The sequence below is a fragment of the Cyanobacteria bacterium FACHB-DQ100 genome, assembly GCA_014695195.1.
GTDB lineage: Bacteria > Cyanobacteriota > Cyanobacteriia > Leptolyngbyales > Leptolyngbyaceae > Leptolyngbya.
The window spans coordinates 1-21,279 of the sequence record JACJNW010000034.1; the positions used below are offsets into that span (position 1 = coordinate 1).

A 21,279-nucleotide genomic window follows, 5' to 3' on the forward strand; every position below is an offset into this window, starting at 1 on the left:
CAAATATGATTTTGCTTGCCTTTGCGTTTTCCATTCTTGCGAATATGAGTGGATTGGCATTCAGGGCACTGCATTGAGAGTCACCTTAATTCATCTCTCCATTAGGCAACGCCCAAAATTAATATCTACCAAAGTTAATATTCACCAAAGTCTATTATGCAGGGCATCTGTTAAGGGAAACCAACAGTTCCAGCCTGTGTATTTAATCTGCGTAATAATGGACAGGACAAATTTCTGATACAACTCGATACGTCCCAACCTCAGATTGAATTTCATCTCTTCCTAGCTTGATTCAACGATTCTAATTCCTCAATATATTCAAAAGTCAGAATGGCAGATTCAGAGGTCAAAAGCATGACAACCGTGGCGAAAGACTCAAAGATGTCCAAGAAAGATTTGGTATTACTTTCTTTCCTGGTATTTATCCCGATCGCGCTAATTGCAGAACGGCTGGAGCTAAATCCGGTACTGGTGTTTATTGCATCAGGATTGGCGATCGTTCCACTAGCGGCGCGAATTGCTCATTCGACTGAGGGCATTGCTGAGGTGATTGGCCCAACCTTTGGGGGCTTGCTCAATTCCACCTTTGGAAATGCGACAGAACTGATTGTGTCGATTGTGGCATTGCGGGCGGGGTTAGTCGACGTTGTTAAAGCCAGTATCACAGGAACGATCGTGGCAAACTTGCTCCTAGCACTGGGACTTGCAACTCTGCTGGGTGGTCTTCGCTACAAAGAACAAAGCTTTCAGCCAACGGTAGCTCGGCTCAATGCGTCATCGCTGAATCTAGCGCTAGTTGTCTTGTTAACCCCTGCGGCAATTCATCTTACTTCTACCGGCTTGCAGGAAAAGACGCTAAATGACTTTTCTCTGGTTCTTTCCGTTTTGCTACTGCTCTTTTACGGATTGATGCTGTTGTTCTCGATGAAAACGCACAGTCATATCTATCAGATTGCAGATACTGAAATTGAGCACGTCTTTGAAAGCCAGGACAAATCGCAGCTATGGCGACAAGTGGGAGTGTTGTTAGGGTGTACGATCGCGCTGGTGTTTGTGTCTGAGGTGCTGGTTTCGAGTTTAGAGAAGGCAATCTCGACACTCGGATTTACCGATTTGTTTACAGGTGTCATCTTGATTCCCATCTTTGGGGGTGCAGTTGAGTACATTACAGCCGCAACGTTTGCTGTTAAGAACAAGATGGATTTATCTGTTGCCGTGGCAATGGGTTCGAGCTTACAGATTGCTATGTTCGCTGCGCCATTGTTAGTGATTATTGGGCGGTTTCTAGGACAGCCGATGAACTTAGAATTCAATACCTTTGAAGTATTAGCGGTGGCGATCGCAGTGCTGTTAACAAATTCGATTAGCAGCGATGGTAAGTCCAACTGGCTCGAAGGTGCAATGCTACTTGTAACTTATGCAGCAGTGGGAGCAGCATTCTATTTTCATCCCTAAATTAAGATCTTAAGATCCATCGAAATCTGATGAGCGAGAAACCATAGCTGTAATGCTCTAGAATGCTGATCTCTGCTTGAATGAAAGCTAGTGACTTGTACACCATTCATCCGGTGAAATTGTGAGCAGTATTATTGTTTGGATTACTGAATTTGTTGTAGAAGTGATTGTAGCGACGATCGCACAGTTCTTCTCTGAATTTGTAGTTGGCTGGATTGCAGAAATGGCACAAACATACATTGCAGAATGGCTAACTACCTTGATGACAGAGATGACGCAATGGCTGGCTGAACTTTTTAGCGGCACACAACGATAAAGAGGAGCCACTGCAAGTGGCTTCTAAGTCATGAGCAACAATGCTAAATCGCTAACAGTCTCGGCATTCGTTCAGAGCATGTTCACGCAGAAGCTTTCCTAGAAAAGAAAGTGGAAGTCGTGGAAGCTGTCTATTCTATGATCGCTGACTCCACTGAAATCGATCAAGCTGCTGTACTGACAACCTCGATCGCTGAACCTACTGCGGTTAGCATCAATAGCCATTCCATCAATCCCACGGATCACGCTGAAAGTACCCATGATAAGGGTAGTTTCTCTGCTTCGCTTCCCTTGGGAATGATGAAACAACCTGAATTAGCAAAACGTTAGGCGATTGTTTCTTTCAGCCGCAAATTTTCTCCTGCATGTATTCGATCTAACCCTAACCTCGCAACTTTAAGTGTGTAGAACGCAGGCAGTGCGATTGCTAAATATATCGATGATTTCAGGTTGAACGCCACAACCTGACCAAACGGTGCTAATATTTCCGAGAATTGTTTAACGAATTGTTCAGGATTCTGAACGTTTGTAATGATTTGTGTGGAAACTAATTTGCAAGGGTTAGAGTCACACAACTAGACAAAACCGATTCGATGCAACGATTGAATCAAGGCGATCGCAGTCGAATCGACGGGACAGTAAACGCCTCAGATTTCAGTTGACGTATCGTTTTTGAACCCAGGAGCAAACATGAAATCATTGGTTCGTTGGAGTACAACTGCGGCACTGGTAGGCGGAACCCTGCTTGCCGGATTGCAAGCACTCGCCCTGACTCCAGAGCAGATTAAGCAAAAGCTACAGGTTGTCCCTGTGTTTACGATCGCCAATAACCAAGGTGCGCCGCTGGTTGCTCAACCGCCAAACGGTCAGAAAGGAAATCCGGTGGCAGGTGTGTTTATCAGCCAAAGAGATGCCAACGCTTTTCTCGAAAACTTGAAGACAAGAAATCCAGCACTGGCAAAGGATGTCAGAGTTGTCCCTGTGTCGCTAGCAGAAGTGTATCAACTGAATCAAGGCAGCCAAGGCAAGCCCGACAAGCTTGATTTTGCCTATGTCCCGACCAAGCAACAGCTTGATTCTGCGGTAGCAATTCTCAAAGCGAGCGGTCAGAATGTGGCGCAGTTCAATGGAACGCCGCTGTTTGTTGCCCGCGCAGGTAAAGACAAAGGATTTCTGACGATTCAAGAAGGAAATCAGTCTGTAATCCCCATGTTCTTTAGCAAAGAAGACTTACAGCCCCTTGTCGATCGCTTTAAGCAACAAAAGCCGGATCTCGCTAAAACGGTTGATATCCAGGTCTTTCCGCTCGAAGGCGTGATGCAAGCGATGCAGAAAGAAAAAGATCCGCAACTCGATAAGATTGTGCTGATTCCACCGAGAGAAACGCTGGAATTTGTGCAACGGCAACAACAACAAAGACCCCAACAACCGCAGCAAAGACCCGCACCGCAACCTGCGCCCAGACGATAGAAAGAACACTGGATGAAAGATCACTTCTTGATTCCTGGGCTTCAGCTTTGGCGCTGGCGATCGACTGCAAAAAATCAGTCGATCGCGCATGACATTTCCCCGAATGAAGTCGATTGGCTCTTGCAAGAACTGGCAGGAGTCGATCGGCTTTTTTTGCGCTTGCAGCCCGATCAGGCGATTCCGTCGAATGTGTCGTTCAGCGATCTCGATCGTGCATGGCAACAACGCATCGCGGAGCGCACTCCTGTTCAATATCTTGCAGGTATTGCCCCGTGGCGGAATTTTGAGTTAAAAGTTGCTCCCGGAGTGCTGATCCCGCGACCCGAAACAGAGCTACTCATTGATTTTGCGATCGCTCAAGATTCCAGGCTCAAAGCGGGTCAGTGGGTAGATTTGGGAACAGGGAGCGGTGCGATCGCAATCGGGCTGGCGTTATCACTGCCCAGTGCGACAGTTCATGCGGTCGATCGCAGTGGGGAAGCTTTAGCGATCGCACAATCAAACGCTGAATCGCTCAACGCAAAGATTCAGTTTTATCAAGGGAATTGGTTTGAGCCGATCGCGCATCTAAAACATTCGCTCAGCGGCGTGGTTTCCAATCCGCCTTACATTCCCACCGAAACCGTTTCAACGCTCGAACCAGAAGTTAGACTGCATGAACCTCATTTAGCTTTAGATGGGGGTACTGATGGCTTGGAAAGTATTCGGCACTTGATTCAAACGGCTCCAGATTACTTAATTTCTGGCGGCGTTTGGATGATCGAGATGATGATGGGGCAAGCCGATACGATCGCAGCCCTGCTTTCAGCCCAAGGCAGCTACGATCGCATTACAATCCACAAAGACCTCGCTGGGATTGAACGGTTCGTGATCGCTTACCGAAAGTAAACCCTATGTAAATAATATCTATGTGTCCTACTCCCATTCAGCCACAGCCCGGACAAGAATCGGTCTGGAATTATCCCCGTCCGCCTCGCTTAGAGCCTGTGAACAAGCGAATTCAGATCGTTTTTAACGGTGTGACGATCGTAGACACAGAACGGGCAATGCGGGTTCTTGAAACCAGCCATCCACCGACCTACTACATTCCACCGGAGGACATTCAGCAAGAGTATCTGATTCCATCGAGTCGATCGACTTTCTGCGAATGGAAAGGACAAGGAAGCTATTACAGCGTCAAAGTTGAGGATAAAACAGCGATCGATGTTGCTTGGTACTACAGCACTCCGACTCCAAACTTCAGCGCCATCCAAAATTATGTCGCTTTTTACGCTGCTCCAATGGATGCGTGTTATGTCGATGGCGAGAAAGTGACACCGCAACCCGGACAGTTCTATGGTGGTTGGATTACGAGCGATGTGGTAGGCCCTTTCAAAGGCGAACCCGGATCTTGGGGTTGGTAAATCTCTCTAGAGGAGTCGATCGAACCCTCTATACTTACGGAAAGTATAGACAAGAGCAAAGCTTATGGAACCCAATGCAGAAGCGGATTCACTCAAGCGTGTGTTTAGTTTACCCATGCTTGTTATTTACGGCGTGGGAGACATTCTAGGCGCTGGAATTTATGCAGTCGTTGGCAGAATTGCAGGACTATCCGGTGCTTTAGTTTGGGCTTCGTTCGTTCTTGCAATGGTCGTTGCTGCATTTACCGCACTCAGCTATGCCGAAATGGGTAGTCGATTTCCCAAAAGTGGTGGCGTTGCCTACTTTGTACATCGGGCATTTCGGACAAACTGGCTCTCAACTCTGGTGGGCTGGTTGATGTTTTGCACCTGCGTTATTTCGATGGCAACCATTTCTAGAGCGTTCGCCGGCTATGTAATTGCGATCGCGCCCGGATTGCCAGACTGGTTGATTATTCTAGCGCTGTTTGCTGGTCTGACCTTCGTGAACTTTCGAGGCATGAAAGAGTCTTCAGCCTTGAATGTAGTTTGTACAACGCTCGAAGTTTCGGGGCTGATCATTGTCATCTTGGTCACATCCGCTTTTCTACTGGGAGGGAATTCGACGGCAGCAATTTCAGCAACCGCGCAACCGTCGATCGGTTGGTCAGCCGTAATCCAGGGAGCCGCGCTCGCGTTCTATGCCTTTATCGGGTTTGAGGATTTGGTGAATGTTGCGGAAGAAGCCAAAAATCCTGAACGCGATGTGCCAAGGGCGATCGTGATTGCGTTAAGCATTGCGGGTGTGGTTTACATTCTGGTTTCGTGGCTGTCGGTTCAGGTACTCGATCCAGCAGCGTTGGCTGCCTCGAAAGCGCCCTTGCTAGATGTAGTACGCCGCGCACAACCCAATTTCCCACCCGTTATTTTTACGGTGATTGCTGCGTTCGCAGTTCTGAATACAGCGCTATTAAATTTTGTGACCGCGTCGCGATTAATTTATGGAATGTCGCGTGAAGGTTTACTGCCCGCTTGGTTTAGCAGATTGCATCCAGAGCGATCGACCCCCTACCGTACATTTCTAGTGATTGTTCCGATGGCGATCGCACTTGCTGTTTCAGGCACGATTCAACTCTTGGCGGGTGCGACTGCAACCTTAATCCTTGTGATGTTCTGTCTGGTCAATGTTTCGCTGCTTGTGATTAAACGACGCGATCCGCAGACTAGAGGATTTCGGGTTCCGATCGTCGTTCCGGTTCTAGCGCTGTTGCTCAATTTAGGTTTAATTGCCTTTGCCTCAAATGAAAGCCGCGGGTTGGGACTCGCATTTATGGCGGTTGGAGTGCTGCTGATTGTGCTGCGGGATGTGTTCATGAGAGGGACGCTCTCAGACTCTTGAGCGTCATTTATGCGGCGATCGTGATCAAATCGGTGCAGAAACCGAGTCTTACGATCGCGATCTCTTAGCATGGATAAGAAAGATATGCCCCATAAACCCTATGCCGAAATGGACTTTATCCACTGAATTTACGTTTAATGCGGCTCACTGGATTCGCGATTACGACGGTCCTTGTGGACGAATGCACGGTCACACCTACACCGTGAGAATTAGCGCGATCGCGGCTCAACTCCACGCCTCAGAATTTTGTCCGCATCCGGTAATGGTTGCAGACTTTAGAACATTGCGCTGGGCAAAAAAAGATGTCTTCAAAGGGGGACTCGATCACTGTGTTCTGAATGAAGTGCTGCCAGAAGGATACGACACCACCGCAGAAATGATCGCAAAGTACATCTACGACAAAACGAAAAAAGAGCTTCCGACTGACATCAAGCTCAAAGTTGCGGTTTCTGAAACTCCGAATTCTTGGGCAGAGTACGAGGATGAATAGTCATGGTGATGCAACTTAAGCAAACGCTCCCGATCGTTGAAACCTTCCATTCGGTTCAGGGTGAAGGCGCTTGGACAGGAACGAGCGCCTTTTTTATCCGGTTAGCGCTGTGTGATGTCGGCTGCTGGTTCTGCGATACCAAAGAATCCTGGAGCGCCAAACGCCACCCGCAACAGTCGATCGACGAACTAGCCCAGAGCGCGATCGTGGCGAATCCGGCGATCGTCGTCATTACCGGAGGCGAACCGTTAATGCACGATCTAACTCAACTCACAAAAACGCTGCATCAAACTGGGTTACGGCTACATTTAGAAACATCGGGCGCACATCCATTTAGCGGCGAATTTGATTGGGTCACACTTTCCCCGAAACAATCTAAACCCCCGCATGAAAGCGTTTATCCTCATGCCGATGAACTCAAAATCGTGATTTCTGAAGCTGCGGATTTCGACTGGGCAGAACAGCAATCGCAGAACGTCCGCGATCGGGTTCTACGATATTTACAGCCCGAATGGAGCCGCAAAGAAAGCTTGGATTTGATTTTCGAGTACGTCAGACAGCATCCGGAGTGGCGAATCAGTTTACAGACTCACAAACTATTGGGCGTTCAATAAGCTTGACAGACCACAGTTTAGACTCTTTGAACTCTCTGTGGTCTAGCGCTTCTCACTCTTCGCTTTCGGCTTTCGCCCGTCGGGTGCGTCGCCGCCGGGGGCGACCCGACTCCTTTTGGCTCAGCGCCAAATATCGCTTCAGCGTCGAAGGGCTAATTTCGATTCCGCGCTCTGCGAGCACATCCGCCAACTCTTCGTAGTCGTAGCCTTTATCGAGCGAACTCCGCAAATCGTCTTGTAGAAGTTCGATCGCTTGTCGGAGTGAAACCGTTGCTTCGGGCTTTTCAGGCAGGTCATCTAACAAGGACGCTGCTTGATCGAGCATCATTGTTTTTACTTTGACTGCTGCATTGGATTTTCTATTCACCATTTGCGTTCTCAGACTGTTAAGCGAATAATTCACTAATATTGTAAATGCTGAGTCTCTTTTTTATCGCCAAAAGGTAACAAGTTCTGTTAATTCTTGTACGTATGTCTGCATCATCAGTTTGTGTCGCTCTGTGCTTTTAAGCTTTATCTTCTGCCTCAAGACTGATGACAACTAAAAGCTCCTGATACCGATCGGTATCAGGAGCTTTTAAACCGTCTTGCCTTACGTTTTTTTTAACTTAGCGATAGCTAACCAAATGCAGGATGTCACGCACAACGCTGAATCCAGCCAAGTCCCAAACCAAATAGGCCAAGAAGCCAATCATTGCAAGGCGACCATTCCAGAGTTCTGCTTGAGGATTCCAGCCGAAGAGAAAAGCGTTACGGTCTTTGCCGTTATATTCAGTTGCAACAGGAGGTAAATCGGTGCTGTTTCGAGATTGCATAGTTGTAGCTCCAAGAGAGGTGTTTTGTAAATCTTGTTTTGTAACGTTGTTTTGCAACGTGATTTCATCTTAGAAAGCACAGCCCAACTTTCCATATCTCTATGGTGTTAATCTAATGCTCTTGCTGTTGATAGACCTGATCTACTACGATCGCTGTCTTTTCACAGATGTCAGATGCGAATCGACTCTTAAAGCTCCTAGCTCATAGGGACTTTAGGAAGCACACATCAGAAAGCACACATCCGTCAGAATCGAAGCGCAAATCCCCTCGCGCCCATCTATAGCAGTCCTAAAAGCAGTCCTAAATCATTGATGAGATTGGGGAGATAGGGAGAAGTGCCCCTATCTCCCCAATCTCATCCAATCAACCAGGTTTTACAAATCAAATAGGATTGCTATGGCTCCCCCGATTCGCTGAGGACTGTACTTCAATGCGCCGAGCCTGCACTAATCGAGCGCGTGCCGCCTCAAGCTGCCCTCCTGGATCAACGGCAACCCATCCAGAATTAGTCTTGCGACGCGCTTCATAATGCAAATGTGGGCCTGTCGAGAGTCCTGTACTGCCAACCCGCCCGATAATCGCTCCCGGCTGAATCGTTTCCCCCGGACGCACGAAAATTTGGGACAGGTGGGCGTAAAGGGTATCTTGCGATCCATTGGACTGCTGTAGCACGATCGCAAGTCCGTAGCCCCCCATACGATCGGCGATTTTCACTTTTCCGCCCCGCGATGCAATCACAGGGGTTCCCTGCCCTGCACCCAAATCCACGCCTGCATGAAAGCGTCGAACTCCGGTCACAGGATGCCGCCGCCAGCCAAATCGAGAAGTGACGGGAACAGGTTCAGGTAAGGGGTAAACAATCTGACTCGTCGAATTTAACCGAGGTAAGTTGCGATTGAATGCTTGCAGGTTCTTTGGGTTAACCACTTGACCAGAGTATTCGCTAACTGCATCTGAGGCGATCGGAGCCGTTAAATCCGTTGCAGGAGGTCTTTGCTGAATGGGCAGGGAGCCGATTGCTCTTGGAACTTGAATGCTAATCGCTTGCTGAGGGCGCGGAACCCGGATCGGGATTCTCTGAGACACCGTAGAAGAGCTTCTCATCACCGCTGCGTTATTCCGTTTAGCGGCGGGTACTTTAATCGGCGTAACTCCGATCGCACGACTAGCAGATTCTAGGGAATTGATACTGCTTGAAATTTGTTCCCGTACCTCGGCTGGAATGGCTGGGTCTTGCAGCAGTTTTCTGGCTTGTTCAAATCGTCGCTGAGTTGCATAGCTGTAAGCGCGAGCAACTAAAGTGTCACGCTGAGCCGCTTGTTTAACCGATCGATCTTTAGAGACGATATCTGCAAGGCGCTGTTCTAAAAGTTGTTTCTGCGCTTGGGTGGGAGACTGAGGAGCGGTCTGAGCAGCAGGTTTTGGAGTAGGAACTTCGATGCGATCGAGTGTCCCCGATCGAGAGGCTTCTGGCGCAACTTGGTTTGCTGACTTTGGAACAGGAATCTCGATGCTGCTGGATGCTCTAGACCGAGGGGCTTCTGGCGCAACTTGGTTTGCTGGTTTGGGAACGGGAATCTCGATGCTGCTGGATACTCTAGACCGAGGGGCTTCTGGCTTAACTTGGTTTGCTGGCTTGGGAACGGGAATCTCGATGCTGCTGAATGTTCTTGGCTTGGCTTGTGCAGTCGGAGCAGGAGTTTCAACGGTAATAGAGGGTGAAGGAATGCTTGGAGCAGGCTTTTCCGTCGGTTTTACCGGAGCCGTTGAACTAACTTTTGGTGCAACAGGCTCATTTCTAGAAGCGGTCTGTGAATTCAGGGGTTGCGGGTTGGAGGGTGGGATAGATTGTGCAGTTGTGCGGGAGGTAAGGGCTTGAGGGACTTTTGGCAATGCAACCTTTGAGGTTACAGGCGTCGCTTGAGAAGCAGGCGTGGCAGTCGGAGATGGGGTGGGAGTGGCTACGACTGGAACGAAAACAGATTCCGGAATTGCGATCGGTGAATCTGGAGTTACAGCCGGGGTTGCAGATTGAGATTGAATCAGGGAACTAGGCTCGATCGGTTGTGCCGGGATAGCTGTCTGCTTTAAAGGTTGTTGAGCAAGCAGCGTAGGGATGAGTTCTATCATGAAGAATTCAGCCGATGGAGGGACATCCAGCTAGTACACATTCCTCCGTAAGATTCAGGAAAAAACGAACAAGCTCGGTTAATCTCAGGGCTTTCTTCATCGGATCTTCATAAAATTGCCTAAAAGACCTAGTAATTTGACTGAAACTATAAAGCTGTTCTTCTATACCAAAGGTGTTCTTCTACCCCATTCACTCGCAAAAATCTATCCACGGTTGGATTAGATGGTATCCCAGGAAACAGTATCCTATTGAGCTAAGCACTTGCTAGCATCCGTATCCGTTTGAGAAAAACGCCCTTGATCATGCTGTTAAATAACCACCGAGTTCTAATTGTGGATGATGTAGCAGACAACCTAGTTCTGCTACAGACGATCCTAGAGGCGGAGGGCTACACTGTTGAAACTGCACTAAGCGGGAGGGCTGCCCTAGACAAAATCGAGCAAACTAATCCTGATCTGGTTCTACTCGACATTATGATGCCAGGTCTGAATGGGTACGATGTGACTCGCCAAGTTCGACAAAATGACCGGTTTGCATCGTTGCCGATCGTGCTATTGACTGCCCACGATGAATATTTTCAGAGACCTTACCGCGAAATCGGCGCGAATGACTTGATCCGCAAGCCGATCGATTTTGACGAACTCCTCAACAAAGTCTCAATCTACACGAACTTTCACTCAACTGCGGCATAACTGAATGTCAGCGGGTTGCTCCGCGATCGCAGCCACATTGCCAAGCTGTGCGATCGTGCTTCCGCCCCAAGTCACTCCGATCGAACGAGGAGTGAGTTTTGTGTCTGCACTCGTATCTCCAATTACTAAAGCTGTTTCTGGCTCAATGTTTAACGCCTCACAAGCAAGTGCCAGTAGTTTTGGATTAGGTTTACTGATTCCCGTCTGAGCACCGACGATCGCGCTGAAGTAGGGCGACAATTGATAGGTTTCTACAAAGTCTTGAATATTCGCCTCCGTGTCACTTGAGAGAATTCCAAGTTTCAGAGGACTCAGTGATTTCACTAGCTCGATTACACCTACAAAGAGAGGGGTTAGTGGGGCTTTGCGGGGGAGTTGTTGATCGGCAGCGAGAAAGGCAGCATGAACAAGCGATCGTGCTTGATTCAGGTTGTATCCTGTTTCTGCAATTAGAGATGCAATCGCGATTTCATTTTCCTCGCGTGTTCCGACAGCTAATCGTCCAGCCGGATCGATCGAGGTTTGATTGCATCCGAACGTTTCGAGAATTGCAGTTTTTAGGGCGAGGTCGATGGAATTGATTTGCTGCGTTTGTGAAGTCGGGTCGCCCCCTAAATCCCCCATAAATGGGGGACTTTGAACGAGAACAGGTTTGAAGTCCCCCGTTTTAGGGAATTTAGGGGGCACATTCCGTCCAGGCCGGAGCCAGAATTTTTCAAATGACGCAGTTTTTAGCGCCTGAACGATCGCATCTGCCCGTTTTTCTCCCAAATGCCACAAATATTGACGGGAATCTGCAAGTGTGCCGTCTTTATCGAAAATCACCGCTCTGATCGCATCAAAGCGAACGCCGTTACAAACAATGCTTGCCATATCTCGATAAAAGCCATATCTCCATAAAAAAAGAGGGATTGCTCCCTCTCATTTAAGTTAATTGTGTAACTGAATTATTCAGCTTCGATCGCTTCAGGAATTGCCTCGATCTCAACCTCAATCTCTTCCTCAGTTGCGGCTGGAGCATCAATTGCAACCGGAATCTCGATCGCAGGGGCTGCACCGCCTTGCTGCTGCTTCATGTTCTCGCGGTACTTCGCTGCCATTTCCTCAGCTTTGTCGTAAACCACTTGCGGGTTCTTCACCATGTCGCCGGGTTCCGGTTCAAGCTGCTTGGTTGAAAGCGAAATCCGTCCCCGCTCTGCATCAAGATCGATGATCATGACTTTCACTTCATCATTCACATTGAACACGCTATGCGGCGTATCGATGTGATCGTGGGAGATTTCGGAAATGTGCAATAGACCGCTGACTCCGCCGATATCGATAAACGCACCGTAAGGCTTGATGCCCCGTACCGTACCGATTACGACTTCGCCGACTTCCAAGCGGTTCATCTTGCGTTCAACCAGCGCACGACGATGGCTCAGAACCAAACGGTTGCGCTCTTCGTCCACTTCCAAAAACTTCAGCGGCAACTCTTCACCGACTAATTCTTCCTTCGGCTTCCGAGTGCTAATGTGAGAACCGGGAATAAATCCACGTAAGCCCTCAATCCGTACCAGCGCACCGCCCCGGTTGGTCGCAAATACGAGCGATCGTACCGTAGCATCTTCGGCTTGAAGTTGGCGCACTCGTTCCCAAGCCCGCATATACTCAATGCGTCGAATAGAGAGGGTCAACTGACCATCTTCATTCTCATCAGCGAGGATGAAAAATTCGCGTGTTTCGTTCGACTGCAACACTTCTTCCGGGGCATCAATGCGATTGATCGACATTTCCTGGATCGGAATATATGCCGCTGTTTTCGCACCGATGTCAATCAAAGCGCCTCTTGGCTCTAAGCTAAACACGGTTCCCGCGACGACATCTCCCGGACTGAAGTGATAGTCGTATTTATCCAGTAAAGCCGCGAAATCCTCGTGAGTGAAACCAACATCCATCGCTACTGTGTTCTGATTGACCATGCTAAACGTTTCCCAGTTGTCTCCGTTAAAATTTGCCTCCTATCGATGCAACGCACACAAGATGTGCAGCCGACACCTTCGATCGCTGATGATTTTTTCAGCCGCGATCTATTTAGACGCATTAAGTATTCAGAAGCATCATCATAACCCAATTCGGGGTGAACCGGATCTTCTGTTTCTCAAGTTCTTTGATGATTTTATTAAGCGAAAATAATCACGATACGATCGACATCGCTTAGGATTTCTTCGCCCATGTCTTCTTCTCATCTGTTCCAAAATCGAGTCGCAGTCCTCGCAACGATGCACCATAAAGAGGTTGCGATCGCGCCTGTTCTAGAACCCGAACTTGGCTTAAAAATTCATGTTCCAAAGAATTTCAATACTGATCAGTTTGGCACATTTACGCGAGAAATTACACGATCGGGGGATCAATTAGAGGCTGCAAGAAGAAAAGCGCTGTCTGCACTCGAACAGACGGGCATGGATTTAGCGATCGCCTCTGAGGGCAGTTTTGCCCCTTATCCTGCGTTGCCGATGCTGCCTTGCAATCGTGAAGTGATTGTGTTGATTGATCAGTTAAACGGTTTAGAAGTAATTGGAGAGGCGATCTCAACCGAAACAAATTTCAATCACCGTAGCATTTCTAGTTTTGAAGAAGCGTATGAATTTGCGATGAAGGCAGGTTTTCCAGACCATAAATTAGTTGTTATGGTTCGCAAGGATTCAATTGATCGAGCAGAAATTGTTAAAAGTATTGCAGAGTTTGATCAATTACGAGAAGCAGTATCGATTGCGTTGGCACGATCGCAAACGGGAAGCATCCACATTGAGACAGATATGCGAGCGATGCATAATCCCACGCGCATGAAAGCGATCGGGCAAGCGACCCGTGATCTCGTTGAAAAGCTCAAACAATGCTGTCCAAATTGCTCAATGCCCGGATTCACAGCATCGACAGTGAAGCGGGGCTTACCTTGTGATTGGTGCGGCAGTCCGACCGATTTAGTTTTAGCCAAGACTTATCAATGCCAGAAATGTGGATTTGAGCAAGATAAGCTTTATCCAGATGAAAAACGAACTGCCGAACCAATGTACTGCTCCTACTGCAATCCGTAACAACGATCTCCGTAGACAGATAGAGATCAATTCTGAGACAAACTTTCTTTTGAAAGATGTGAATAGAAATTGATCCCCCTAGGATGATTCCAGATTTAACAACTAGGAGTTATACATTATGCCAACTGGAAGCGAACGGACTCAATCTAATCCCCAGATTAGTGCCGAAGATATGCAGCTAGAAGCTGTTAATAGCGTTGACACCCCTGAAGAGCAAGCCAACTTAGCAACGCCGAAATCTACGCCCGATAAAATTGCGGCTCAGCGTGACGACGTTGACGAAGAAAATGAAAGCCTACCTGCTGAAGTGACTGATCAGCTCTTGGATGGTGCAGATCAAGTCTTTATGACCGCGTTTAAGAACTCTCAGCATGATGGGCTAAGCCGTGAAGCTGCAATGCAGGTGGCTTGGAGCAGCGTTAAACAAGGCTTCAATCGTAGCGAAGATGGAAGCTGGCACCGTAAGAGCGAGCCTGGCGATCGCACCCTCGGTTCTGGGGTCGGTGGTAGCGCAAGCTAGAGTCGATTGCGCCTCAATTAAACTCCGGCTGTCTAAGTCGGAGTTTTTGCGTTTCTAATCCACCCGCTCTAGCTGCCAGAGAATCTGATTGCCTTCTCGTCGCACTCTTGAAACCACCCAATTGCGCCAAACCCAGTGATCCCCGCGGCTGGTCACGGCATTCGCATTGATGTCCATCAAGTCTGCAAGCTCTGAGCTACTAATCAGATAGCCTTTACTAGCGATTTCATCTGCCATGTGCAGCGTATCAACCAAGTTGCGAAGCTGCTCGACTCGGACTTCGCGGGGAAGGTTGTCCGGTGAATCAATGGGCTGTGAGGCATCAGTCATAGGAGCTTCTAACGCTGGGGAAGTGGGGAGTGGGGAAGTGGGGAGTGGGGAAGTTGGAAGTGGGGTATCAGGGGTTTTAAGGGGGGGCTGTTTGCCCAGGGAAAACGATCGAGCAATGACATCACAGCGCTCGTTACCCGGATCTCCCGAATGTCCGCGCACATAGCGCCACTCCACTTTAGGGGAGTCGAGTTCGTCGAGTTGTTCCCAAAGATCCTGATTCAACACAGGTTTTCCGGTCGAGGTCTTCCAACCTTTTTTCTTCCAGCCGGACAACCATTTAGTAATCCCGTTTTTCACATATTCGCTGTCAGTGTAGAGGGCGACAACTTGGGACTGTCCCGAAGCGCGGTAAAAGTCGAGTGCCGCGATCGCGGCTTGCATCTCCATGCGATTGTTAGTGGTTTCCGGCTCGTATCCCCCAAGTTCCTGCACGGCTCCATCGGTGAAGTAAACGACTGTGCCCCAACCGCCTGGCCCTGGATTTCCGGAACAAGCGCCATCGGTGTAGATTTTCTGAATTGTGCGAGAAGTCATGGTCAATTCCAAAGCTGATCTAGACTACCGTATTCGCGCTCAATGTATATTTCAGAGTAAAGTGTTTCAGTCGAGTTAAGGGAAGGGTAGCTTGCAGTCAGGCAATGAACGATTAGATCGATCTTCACGCTCCGGCGAATCTGAGCAGATGGCTCCCCTTGCTCGTCGGCAATCTTTGCAGGTGCAAGCGTATCAAGCACTGCGATCGGCAATTCTATCCGGTGAGATCCCTTCTGGAACGCGATTGGTCGAGACTCAGCTTGCGAAGCAGCTCCAAGTTAGTCGTACCCCGATTCGAGAAGCGATTCGCCAACTTCAGCAAGAGAATTTAATCACGATCGACAGCGCCGGAACGCTCAGAGTTGCAACTTTATCGATGCAAGATGCCGAGCAGCTTTACACTTGCCGCATTGCCTTGGAGCAGCTTGCGGTTGCTGGAGCTTGCAAAAATGCAAGTGATAAAGACATTGCAGCGCTGCACGAGTTAGTGGTTGCCGCAGAACAAGCACAGCGATCGCATTCGACGAATGCGGAGTTGCTGAATTTGGATTATCAATTTCATCGCTCGATCGCCCGCAGTTCCGGAAATCAGTGGCTGACTTCGCTACTTGATCAAGTGTTTGATCAAATGGCACTCTTGCGGATTCAAACACTACAGCACAATCCTCAAGTGTTAGAGATTCGGCAGGAACATCGAGAGATTTACAACGCGATCTCATCCCGTAACACCGGTCAGGCAGTGAATACGATCGTGTCGCATCTGTTAGCAAGCCGCGATCGTGTGATTCACGAAATCGAACGATTGAAGCAGGAAACTTAAAACTTTTCCAACTAGCATGAGTATCAGTCAAGAAGTTTAAAGGACATGAAGCGGCTTTTTCGGGTGATTAAAACTTTGCTGCTGGTATATTACGCCTACATGGTGGAATATCGAGCAGAACTACTCTTGTGGGTGCTTTCGGGATCGCTGCCGATTATTTTGATGGGAGTGTGGACGCAAGCGGCGGGCCAGAGTAATTTTGGATTATCTCCGACTGATTTTGCGCGGTACTTTTTAGCAGTTTTCTTGGTACGGCAATTAACTGTAGTTTGGGTGATTTGGGAGTTTGAGCGCGAAGTCGTTGAAGGTAAATTATCGCTGCGGTTATTGCAGCCGATCGATCCGGTGTGGCATCATGTCTTTTCTCATGTAGCAGAACGATTTGCCCGAATTCCCTTCGCACTTTTACTGATTGTTCTGTTTTTCTTCCTGTATCCGGCTGCGATTTGGGTTCCAAGCTTTCCAGCGGTGATTTTATTTGCGTTGTCGATCGCATTAGCATTCACGTTGAATTTTTTGATTCAATATACGTTAGCATTACTAGCGTTTTGGACAGAGCGAGCAAGTTCGCTACAAGAATTTTGGTTTCTGTTTTATCTATTTCTCTCTGGTGTGATTGCACCATTGGAGGTGTTTCCGCCTGTGGTGAGAACGATCGCATTATTTACGCCATTCCCGTATCTCGTTAATTTTCCTGCCAGTATTCTCGTAGGACTGCCGACGAATTTAGCGCAAGGATTTCTCGTCATGATCGGTTGGAGTGCAGGATTCTTTGTGCTGAATCGTTGGCTATGGCGGCAAGGTTTGAAGCAATATTCGGGGATGGGGGCATGAAACGGTATTTTCAGGTTTTGAAATTGTTTTGGCAGACTGCGATCGCGGCTGAATTGGAGTACCGAATTAACTTCGTCATCTCTGCATTTACCAGTTTCGGCGGGCTGGTTGGAAGCTTGTTCGGATTGTTCTTGTTTTATCAGACAGGCTATACGTTTGCAGGCTGGCAATGGGAAGAAGCCTTGATCGTGGTGGGAATTTTCACGCTATTAGAGGGCTTTTCTGGTACGTTTCTCGCGCCCAATCTGAATCGAATTGTCCGCCATGTGCAAGAAGGGACACTCGATTTTGTGTTGCTTAAACCAATTAGTTCTCAGTTTTGGTTATCGGGGCACACGATTTCGCCTTGGGGATTGCCGGACATTCTTTTTGGTGCGATCGTCATTTTCTATGCAGGTGGTAAACTTGGCATTCAACCCAGCGCTTACTTAATTAGTCTAATTCCATTGGTATTTGGATTAGCAATTTTGTATAGCTTGTGGTTCATGTTAGGTGCGACTAGCATTTGGTTTGTCAAAATCTACAATGTAACTGAAGTATTGCGCGGATTAATCGAAGCAGGACGATATCCGATGGCAGCTTATCCGATCGCTTATCAATTCTTTTTCACGTTTATTGTTCCGGTTGCATTTCTTACCACGATTCCAGCCGAAGCAATGTTAGGACGCACCGAGTTTGGCTGGATCATCGGGGCGGGGATTTTAGCGATCGTGCTTTTATTTGTGTCGCGCTTTTTCTGGCGATTTGCGCTCCGGTTCTACACCAGTGCATCAAGTTAGCAAAAGGTAGCGAATGTACTCGATCGAACGGCTTGAATCTCGTTAAGCTAGTGCCATCGATGCTCGTACCCTTAACCCATGACTCGCACTCCGCTTATCGGAATTACCTGCCACAGCAGAAATACAGCAGGTGAAGTTGTCCTTCCTGGAACTTATGTTGATGCCGTTCGATCAGTCGGTGGAAATGCCATCCTACTACCGCCTACACAATCAGATCCTGACTCCTTGCTCGATGTGTTGGACGGATTAATTTTGTCTGGTGGTGGCGATATTCATCCGATTCACTACAACGGAGAAGATCACCCGACGATTTATGGAATTGATGACGATCGCGATACCTTCGAGATCACATTGGCGAAATTAGCGCTGATGCGACAAATTCCAGTTTTGGGAATTTGTCGAGGAATGCAAGTGCTAACTGTTGCAACAGGCGGAAATCTAATTCAGCACGTTCCTGAGGTGTTTGGAGACGCGATCGATCATCGATTAGATCAGCCACGCCGCCCGATTCCTCACGATGTCGAAATTCTGCCAGAAAGCCGCTTGTTTCAATGGCTCTCAGAATCCCGGTTAAATATTGTGTCTTGGCATCATCAAGCGATCGCTGAATTTAGTTCAGATTGGCAACTGGCAGCAAGAGCGAGTGATGGCGTGATTGAAGCGATCGAGCATTTATCTCACCCTTGGGCGATCGCACTGCAATGGCATCCAGAATTATCAATGGAAGACCCCGCCCATCAGCGATTTTTTCAAGCTTTCGTTTCAGCTTGTCAGCGTCACCCTGCTTGAATCAAGTATCCACAGCGATGCTCACCGTTAACCTGCCAGTGAGTCCGCTCCACTTTGCAATCCGGTAACGCGATCGCGAACATTTCCAACTCGTGTCCACACACACTGGGAAACGACTCTGCGATTTGCGCAATCGCACAATGATATTCCGTCAGCACGAATTGATTCGGCTCGATCCGATGACATTCTGCCATGTATCCTTCTGAAACCCGGAGCTTGACTAAATTCTCCACCCGTTCCGCCACTGAACCCGTTCCGATGCGCTCCCGATATTCGATCGCTTTTCGCTGCCATTGTTTCTGCAAGATCGACTTCATTTGATCCTTGCTGACCGTTTCCGCTAAAGTTCCAAGCAGCGACACGGCAAAATCATCGTAGCGATCGGGAAACTGCGATCGACCTTCACGACTTAGTTCATACAGATAATTCGGGCGACCCATACCCACTTGAATCGCTTTGTGAACGATCAAACCCTCGGTTTCTAAGTCTTTCAAGTGCCGCCGAATCGCTTGCGGACTGACCTGCAACCGTTCCGCCAACTCTTGCGCGGTCGATTCGCCCTGCCTCAGAAGGTGATGCAGAATATCCTGTTTCGTCGAAGGCTGCTGAGTCGTGGTCATGGTTGGGGTCTCACGTCAACGATTCGTAACGTTAGCTTACTCGAATTTCTAGCGTTCTCTCGTCCGTCAAAAATAGAGAAACTGATAGAGAGATCCACTTTGACAACCCTCATGTTGCTAAAGTAATCTACAATAGAAATAAGCAACAATAAAGTTGTTTAAATTATAGCTTGCCGAGAGCAAGTCCAGGTTTTCTCGATCCTATCGCAACATCGGTGTTGCTTTAGTAATAAGATCCATTAGATGTACAGCTTTTCAGTTCATTCCTACGGACACGACTTATGCAAGCCTCAGATAAGCAACTCGAAGCCATGCGCCACTTCTCCGAGCAATATGCGAAGCGGACAGGCACCTACTTTTGTGTTGATCCCGGTGTCACTGCCGTCGTAATCGAAGGCTTGGCGAAGCACAAGGAAGATTTGGGATCGCCGCTCTGCCCTTGTCGGCACTACGAAGACAAAGAAGCCGAGGTCGCTGCTGCTTACTGGAATTGCCCTTGTGTGCCGATGCGTGAGCGCAAGGAATGTCACTGTATGCTGTTCCTCACCCCCGACAATGACTTTGCAGGCGAAAGACAAGATATCACCTTCGACGAGATTCGCAAGCATACCAATCTTGGTTAAGACCGATTGATCGCTCCCTTCATCCTCTAACAGAGAACACTACATCTAGCCATGACATCAACCTTCCAAACGCTCGTTAATCAGCCGTACAAGTATGGCTTCGTCACGAATATCGAGTCCGAAACGATTCCGCGTGGACTCAGCGAGGATGTCATTCGTTTGATTTCTGCCAAGAAAGAAGAGCCGGAATGGTTGCTCGATTTCCGGTTAAAGGCGTATCGGCAGTGGTTGAAGATGACTGAGCCAAATTGGGCGAAGTTTGGCTACGCGCCGATCGATTATCAAAACATCATTTACTATTCGGCTCCCAAGGTCAGCGAGAAGAAAAAGAGCCTCGATGAAGTCGATCCCGAACTGCTCGAAACCTTCGAGAAGCTGGGGATTTCTTTGTCTGAGCAGAAGCGCTTGAGCAATGTTGCCGTAGATGCGATTTTTGATAGCGTGTCGATCGCGACGACATTTAAAGAGAAGCTGGCGAAAGACGGCGTGATCTTCTGTTCGTTCTCTGAGGCGGTGAAGGAGCATCCGGATCTGATTCAGAAGTATCTGGGTAGTGTGGTTCCGTCTGCCGATAACTATTTCGCCGCTTTGAACTCTGCGGTGTTTAGTGATGGGTCGTTTGTGTTCATTCCCAAAGGCGTAAAGTGCCCGATGGAACTCTCGACCTATTTCCGCATCAATAATGGCGAGTCGGGCCAGTTCGAGCGGACATTGATCGTGGCAGAAGAAGGTGCCCAAGTGAGCTATCTCGAAGGCTGTACTGCCCCGATGTACGACTCGAATCAGCTTCATGCTGCGGTTGTCGAGTTGGTAGCACTCGATAATGCTGACATCAAGTATTCGACCGTGCAGAACTGGTACGCAGGAGATGCAGAAGGCAAGGGCGGTATCTTTAATTTCGTTACCAAGCGCGGAATGTGCAAAGGTGTGAATTCTAAGATTTCCTGGACGCAGGTAGAAACCGGATCAGCGATCACTTGGAAGTATCCGAGTTGTGTCTTGGTTGGGGATAATTCCGTCGGTGAATTCTACTCGGTGGCGCTGACGAACAATCATCAAATGGCGGACACCGGAACCAAGATGATTCACGTCGGCAAGAATACTCGCAGCACAATTATCTCGAAAGGGATTTCGGCGGGTCAGTCGAGAAATAGCTATCGCGGCTTGGTGAAGATTTCTCCTCAAGCGAAGGGTGCGCGGAACTATTCGCAGTGCGACTCAATGCTGATTGGCGATCGTGCTCAAGCGAATACTTTCCCGTACATTCAGGTGCAGAACAATCAAGGCAAGGTGGAGCATGAAGCTTCGACCTCAAAGATCGGGGAAGACCAGTTGTTCTATTTTGCTCAACGCGGCATTTCTCCAGAAGATGCAATCTCGATGATGATTAGCGGTTTCTGTCAGGATGTGTTTAATCAGTTGCCGATGGAGTTTGCAGTCGAAGCGGATAAGCTTCTCAGCCTGAAGCTCGAAGGTAGTGTGGGTTAATTACTAGCGCGATCGACATGGCAGTTCACCCGTAGGATTGGATGTGCTGATTTCCAATCCTTTTAACTATGAAATCTAAAAGTGAAATCTAAAAGTCT

Annotated in this window: 27 protein-coding genes; 19 read left to right on the plus strand and 8 right to left on the minus strand. The window is 48.4% G+C overall.

Going from position 1 to position 21,279, the window contains the following annotated elements; all coding sequences use genetic code 11:
- On the minus strand, positions 1 to 74 hold a 74-nt coding region (locus tag H6F51_18785; protein ID MBD1824517.1), incomplete at its 3' end, for an IS1 family transposase.
- 307 nt (positions 75 to 381) lie between these two features.
- Between H6F51_18785 and cax the strand changes: the two genes are divergently transcribed.
- The 9 genes from cax to H6F51_18830 all read left to right on the plus strand — a co-directional run bounded on the left by cax (position 382) and on the right by H6F51_18830 (position 7,125).
- Positions 382 to 1,455: a calcium/proton exchanger gene (cax, locus tag H6F51_18790; GenBank protein ID MBD1824518.1), complete on the plus strand. Its 1,074-nt coding sequence runs from the start codon at positions 382 to 384 to the stop codon at positions 1,453 to 1,455.
- A gap of 121 nt (positions 1,456 to 1,576) precedes the next feature.
- Positions 1,577 to 1,771 carry a hypothetical protein gene (locus H6F51_18795; protein ID MBD1824519.1) on the plus strand — a complete coding sequence of 65 codons (195 nt, stop codon included), beginning with the start codon at positions 1,577 to 1,579 and terminating at the stop codon, positions 1,769 to 1,771.
- Positions 1,772 to 1,908: 137 nt separating this feature from the next.
- Entirely contained in the window at positions 1,909 to 2,100 is a 192-nt protein-coding gene (locus H6F51_18800) for a hypothetical protein (GenBank protein MBD1824520.1), read from the plus strand.
- Positions 2,101 to 2,460: 360 nt separating this feature from the next.
- Positions 2,461 to 3,240 carry a hypothetical protein gene (locus H6F51_18805; GenBank protein MBD1824521.1) on the plus strand — a complete coding sequence of 260 codons (780 nt, stop codon included), beginning with the start codon at positions 2,461 to 2,463 and terminating at the stop codon, positions 3,238 to 3,240.
- 12 nt (positions 3,241 to 3,252) lie between these two features.
- Positions 3,253 to 4,128 carry a peptide chain release factor N(5)-glutamine methyltransferase gene (gene prmC / locus H6F51_18810; GenBank protein ID MBD1824522.1) on the plus strand — a complete coding sequence of 292 codons (876 nt, stop codon included), beginning with the start codon at positions 3,253 to 3,255 and terminating at the stop codon, positions 4,126 to 4,128.
- A gap of 20 nt (positions 4,129 to 4,148) precedes the next feature.
- A complete protein-coding gene (locus H6F51_18815) occupies positions 4,149 to 4,643 on the plus strand; it encodes a DUF427 domain-containing protein (GenBank protein ID MBD1824523.1) in 495 nt (164 codons plus the stop codon).
- Positions 4,644 to 4,707: 64 nt separating this feature from the next.
- A complete protein-coding gene (locus H6F51_18820) occupies positions 4,708 to 6,021 on the plus strand; it encodes an amino acid permease (GenBank protein MBD1824524.1) in 1,314 nt (437 codons plus the stop codon).
- Positions 6,022 to 6,121: 100 nt separating this feature from the next.
- Positions 6,122 to 6,511, plus strand: coding sequence for a 6-carboxytetrahydropterin synthase (locus tag H6F51_18825; protein ID MBD1824525.1), 390 nt, complete (start codon positions 6,122 to 6,124; stop codon positions 6,509 to 6,511).
- A 2-nt stretch (positions 6,512 to 6,513) separates the two neighbouring features.
- Positions 6,514 to 7,125 (plus strand): 7-carboxy-7-deazaguanine synthase QueE, encoded by a 612-nt coding sequence (locus H6F51_18830; protein ID MBD1824526.1) that lies wholly within the window; start codon positions 6,514 to 6,516, stop codon positions 7,123 to 7,125.
- 52 nt (positions 7,126 to 7,177) lie between these two features.
- Here H6F51_18830 and H6F51_18835 read toward each other — a convergent pair whose 3' ends face one another.
- From H6F51_18835 to H6F51_18845, 3 genes are all read right to left on the minus strand, one after another.
- Entirely contained in the window at positions 7,178 to 7,495 is a 318-nt protein-coding gene (locus tag H6F51_18835; protein ID MBD1824527.1) for a hypothetical protein, read from the minus strand.
- Between the two features lie 238 nt (positions 7,496 to 7,733).
- Positions 7,734 to 7,940 (minus strand): high light inducible protein, encoded by a 207-nt coding sequence (locus tag H6F51_18840; protein ID MBD1824528.1) that lies wholly within the window; start codon positions 7,938 to 7,940, stop codon positions 7,734 to 7,736.
- Positions 7,941 to 8,322: 382 nt separating this feature from the next.
- Positions 8,323 to 9,045, minus strand: coding sequence for a M23 family metallopeptidase (locus tag H6F51_18845; GenBank protein ID MBD1824529.1), 723 nt, complete (start codon positions 9,043 to 9,045; stop codon positions 8,323 to 8,325).
- Between the two features lie 1,329 nt (positions 9,046 to 10,374).
- Here H6F51_18845 and H6F51_18850 point away from each other — a divergent pair.
- Positions 10,375 to 10,764, plus strand: coding sequence for a response regulator (locus H6F51_18850; protein MBD1824530.1), 390 nt, complete (start codon positions 10,375 to 10,377; stop codon positions 10,762 to 10,764).
- On the opposite strand, the gene H6F51_18855 is transcribed toward H6F51_18850, so the two are convergent.
- Positions 10,750 to 11,637, minus strand: coding sequence for an HAD family hydrolase (locus H6F51_18855; protein ID MBD1824531.1), 888 nt, complete (start codon positions 11,635 to 11,637; stop codon positions 10,750 to 10,752). The genes H6F51_18850 and H6F51_18855 overlap by 15 nt on opposite strands.
- A 74-nt stretch (positions 11,638 to 11,711) precedes the next feature.
- On the minus strand, positions 11,712 to 12,725 hold the full coding sequence (locus tag H6F51_18860) for a 30S ribosomal protein S1 (protein ID MBD1824532.1): 1,014 nt from the start codon (positions 12,723 to 12,725) through the stop codon (positions 11,712 to 11,714).
- Positions 12,726 to 12,786: 61 nt separating this feature from the next.
- On the opposite strand from H6F51_18860, the gene H6F51_18865 reads away from it, so the two are divergent.
- From H6F51_18865 to H6F51_18875, 3 genes are all read left to right on the plus strand, one after another.
- Positions 12,787 to 12,939, plus strand: coding sequence for a hypothetical protein (locus H6F51_18865; GenBank protein MBD1824533.1), 153 nt, complete (start codon positions 12,787 to 12,789; stop codon positions 12,937 to 12,939).
- A 38-nt stretch (positions 12,940 to 12,977) separates the two neighbouring features.
- Positions 12,978 to 13,841, plus strand: a complete 864-nt coding sequence (locus H6F51_18870; GenBank protein MBD1824534.1) for a hypothetical protein — start codon at positions 12,978 to 12,980, stop codon at positions 13,839 to 13,841.
- A gap of 172 nt (positions 13,842 to 14,013) precedes the next feature.
- Complete coding sequence (locus tag H6F51_18875; GenBank protein ID MBD1824535.1) at positions 14,014 to 14,361, plus strand: ChaB family protein; 348 nt, start codon at positions 14,014 to 14,016, stop codon at positions 14,359 to 14,361.
- Between the two features lie 54 nt (positions 14,362 to 14,415).
- Here H6F51_18875 and rnhA read toward each other — a convergent pair whose 3' ends face one another.
- Positions 14,416 to 15,228 carry a ribonuclease HI gene (gene rnhA, locus H6F51_18880; GenBank protein MBD1824536.1) on the minus strand — a complete coding sequence of 271 codons (813 nt, stop codon included), beginning with the start codon at positions 15,226 to 15,228 and terminating at the stop codon, positions 14,416 to 14,418.
- A gap of 148 nt (positions 15,229 to 15,376) precedes the next feature.
- Between rnhA and H6F51_18885 the strand changes: the two genes are divergently transcribed.
- The 4 genes from H6F51_18885 (at position 15,377) to H6F51_18900 (ending at position 18,450) form a co-directional block, all read left to right on the plus strand.
- The gene (locus H6F51_18885; GenBank protein MBD1824537.1) at positions 15,377 to 16,048 is read left to right on the plus strand and encodes a GntR family transcriptional regulator; all 672 of its coding nucleotides are present in this window, start codon (positions 15,377 to 15,379) and stop codon (positions 16,046 to 16,048) included.
- Between the two features lie 45 nt (positions 16,049 to 16,093).
- Positions 16,094 to 16,882 carry an ABC-2 family transporter protein gene (locus H6F51_18890; GenBank protein ID MBD1824538.1) on the plus strand — a complete coding sequence of 263 codons (789 nt, stop codon included), beginning with the start codon at positions 16,094 to 16,096 and terminating at the stop codon, positions 16,880 to 16,882.
- Complete coding sequence (locus tag H6F51_18895) at positions 16,879 to 17,661, plus strand: ABC-2 family transporter protein (protein ID MBD1824539.1); 783 nt, start codon at positions 16,879 to 16,881, stop codon at positions 17,659 to 17,661. Before H6F51_18890 ends, H6F51_18895 begins: the two co-directional genes overlap by 4 nt.
- A gap of 78 nt (positions 17,662 to 17,739) precedes the next feature.
- The gene (locus H6F51_18900; protein ID MBD1824540.1) at positions 17,740 to 18,450 is read left to right on the plus strand and encodes a gamma-glutamyl-gamma-aminobutyrate hydrolase family protein; all 711 of its coding nucleotides are present in this window, start codon (positions 17,740 to 17,742) and stop codon (positions 18,448 to 18,450) included.
- Here the strand turns inward: H6F51_18900 and sufR are convergent.
- Entirely contained in the window at positions 18,438 to 19,070 is a 633-nt protein-coding gene (gene sufR, locus H6F51_18905; GenBank protein ID MBD1824541.1) for an iron-sulfur cluster biosynthesis transcriptional regulator SufR, read from the minus strand. The two genes, H6F51_18900 and sufR, sit on opposite strands and share 13 nt — an antisense overlap.
- Before the next feature lie 281 nt (positions 19,071 to 19,351).
- On the opposite strand from sufR, the gene H6F51_18910 reads away from it, so the two are divergent.
- Positions 19,352 to 19,693 carry a ferredoxin--nitrite reductase gene (locus H6F51_18910; protein MBD1824542.1) on the plus strand — a complete coding sequence of 114 codons (342 nt, stop codon included), beginning with the start codon at positions 19,352 to 19,354 and terminating at the stop codon, positions 19,691 to 19,693.
- A gap of 51 nt (positions 19,694 to 19,744) precedes the next feature.
- Positions 19,745 to 21,181: a Fe-S cluster assembly protein SufB gene (sufB, locus tag H6F51_18915; GenBank protein ID MBD1824543.1), complete on the plus strand. Its 1,437-nt coding sequence runs from the start codon at positions 19,745 to 19,747 to the stop codon at positions 21,179 to 21,181.
- Positions 21,182 to 21,279 lie beyond the last annotated feature (98 nt).

What these genes read in the sequence shown, in the direction of transcription:
- H6F51_18855 (MBD1824531.1), bottom strand. Translation starts at nt 11,637, where the DNA reads ATGGCAAGCATTGTTTGTAACGGCGTTCGCTTTGATGCGATCAGAGCG.
- H6F51_18835 (MBD1824527.1), bottom strand. Translation starts at nt 7,495, where the DNA reads ATGGTGAATAGAAAATCCAATGCAGCAGTCAAAGTAAAAACAATGATG.
- H6F51_18815 (MBD1824523.1), top strand. Translation starts at nt 4,149, where the DNA reads ATGTGTCCTACTCCCATTCAGCCACAGCCCGGACAAGAATCGGTCTGG.
- H6F51_18825 (MBD1824525.1), top strand. Translation starts at nt 6,122, where the DNA reads ATGCCGAAATGGACTTTATCCACTGAATTTACGTTTAATGCGGCTCAC.
- prmC (MBD1824522.1), top strand. Translation starts at nt 3,253, where the DNA reads ATGAAAGATCACTTCTTGATTCCTGGGCTTCAGCTTTGGCGCTGGCGA.
- H6F51_18870 (MBD1824534.1), top strand. Translation starts at nt 12,978, where the DNA reads ATGTCTTCTTCTCATCTGTTCCAAAATCGAGTCGCAGTCCTCGCAACG.
- H6F51_18865 (MBD1824533.1), top strand. Translation starts at nt 12,787, where the DNA reads ATGTGCAGCCGACACCTTCGATCGCTGATGATTTTTTCAGCCGCGATC.
- H6F51_18805 (MBD1824521.1), top strand. Translation starts at nt 2,461, where the DNA reads ATGAAATCATTGGTTCGTTGGAGTACAACTGCGGCACTGGTAGGCGGA.
- H6F51_18830 (MBD1824526.1), top strand. Translation starts at nt 6,514, where the DNA reads ATGGTGATGCAACTTAAGCAAACGCTCCCGATCGTTGAAACCTTCCAT.
- H6F51_18860 (MBD1824532.1), bottom strand. Translation starts at nt 12,725, where the DNA reads ATGGTCAATCAGAACACAGTAGCGATGGATGTTGGTTTCACTCACGAG.
- H6F51_18875 (MBD1824535.1), top strand. Translation starts at nt 14,014, where the DNA reads ATGCAGCTAGAAGCTGTTAATAGCGTTGACACCCCTGAAGAGCAAGCC.
- H6F51_18900 (MBD1824540.1), top strand. Translation starts at nt 17,740, where the DNA reads ATGACTCGCACTCCGCTTATCGGAATTACCTGCCACAGCAGAAATACA.
- H6F51_18890 (MBD1824538.1), top strand. Translation starts at nt 16,094, where the DNA reads ATGAAGCGGCTTTTTCGGGTGATTAAAACTTTGCTGCTGGTATATTAC.
- sufB (MBD1824543.1), top strand. Translation starts at nt 19,745, where the DNA reads ATGACATCAACCTTCCAAACGCTCGTTAATCAGCCGTACAAGTATGGC.
- H6F51_18850 (MBD1824530.1), top strand. Translation starts at nt 10,375, where the DNA reads ATGCTGTTAAATAACCACCGAGTTCTAATTGTGGATGATGTAGCAGAC.
- rnhA (MBD1824536.1), bottom strand. Translation starts at nt 15,228, where the DNA reads ATGACTTCTCGCACAATTCAGAAAATCTACACCGATGGCGCTTGTTCC.
- H6F51_18800 (MBD1824520.1), top strand. Translation starts at nt 1,909, where the DNA reads ATGATCGCTGACTCCACTGAAATCGATCAAGCTGCTGTACTGACAACC.
- H6F51_18840 (MBD1824528.1), bottom strand. Translation starts at nt 7,940, where the DNA reads ATGCAATCTCGAAACAGCACCGATTTACCTCCTGTTGCAACTGAATAT.
- sufR (MBD1824541.1), bottom strand. Translation starts at nt 19,070, where the DNA reads ATGACCACGACTCAGCAGCCTTCGACGAAACAGGATATTCTGCATCAC.
- H6F51_18820 (MBD1824524.1), top strand. Translation starts at nt 4,708, where the DNA reads ATGGAACCCAATGCAGAAGCGGATTCACTCAAGCGTGTGTTTAGTTTA.
- H6F51_18895 (MBD1824539.1), top strand. Translation starts at nt 16,879, where the DNA reads ATGAAACGGTATTTTCAGGTTTTGAAATTGTTTTGGCAGACTGCGATC.
- H6F51_18910 (MBD1824542.1), top strand. Translation starts at nt 19,352, where the DNA reads ATGCAAGCCTCAGATAAGCAACTCGAAGCCATGCGCCACTTCTCCGAG.
- H6F51_18885 (MBD1824537.1), top strand. Translation starts at nt 15,377, where the DNA reads ATGGCTCCCCTTGCTCGTCGGCAATCTTTGCAGGTGCAAGCGTATCAA.
- H6F51_18845 (MBD1824529.1), bottom strand. Translation starts at nt 9,045, where the DNA reads ATGAGAAGCTCTTCTACGGTGTCTCAGAGAATCCCGATCCGGGTTCCG.
- cax (MBD1824518.1), top strand. Translation starts at nt 382, where the DNA reads ATGTCCAAGAAAGATTTGGTATTACTTTCTTTCCTGGTATTTATCCCG.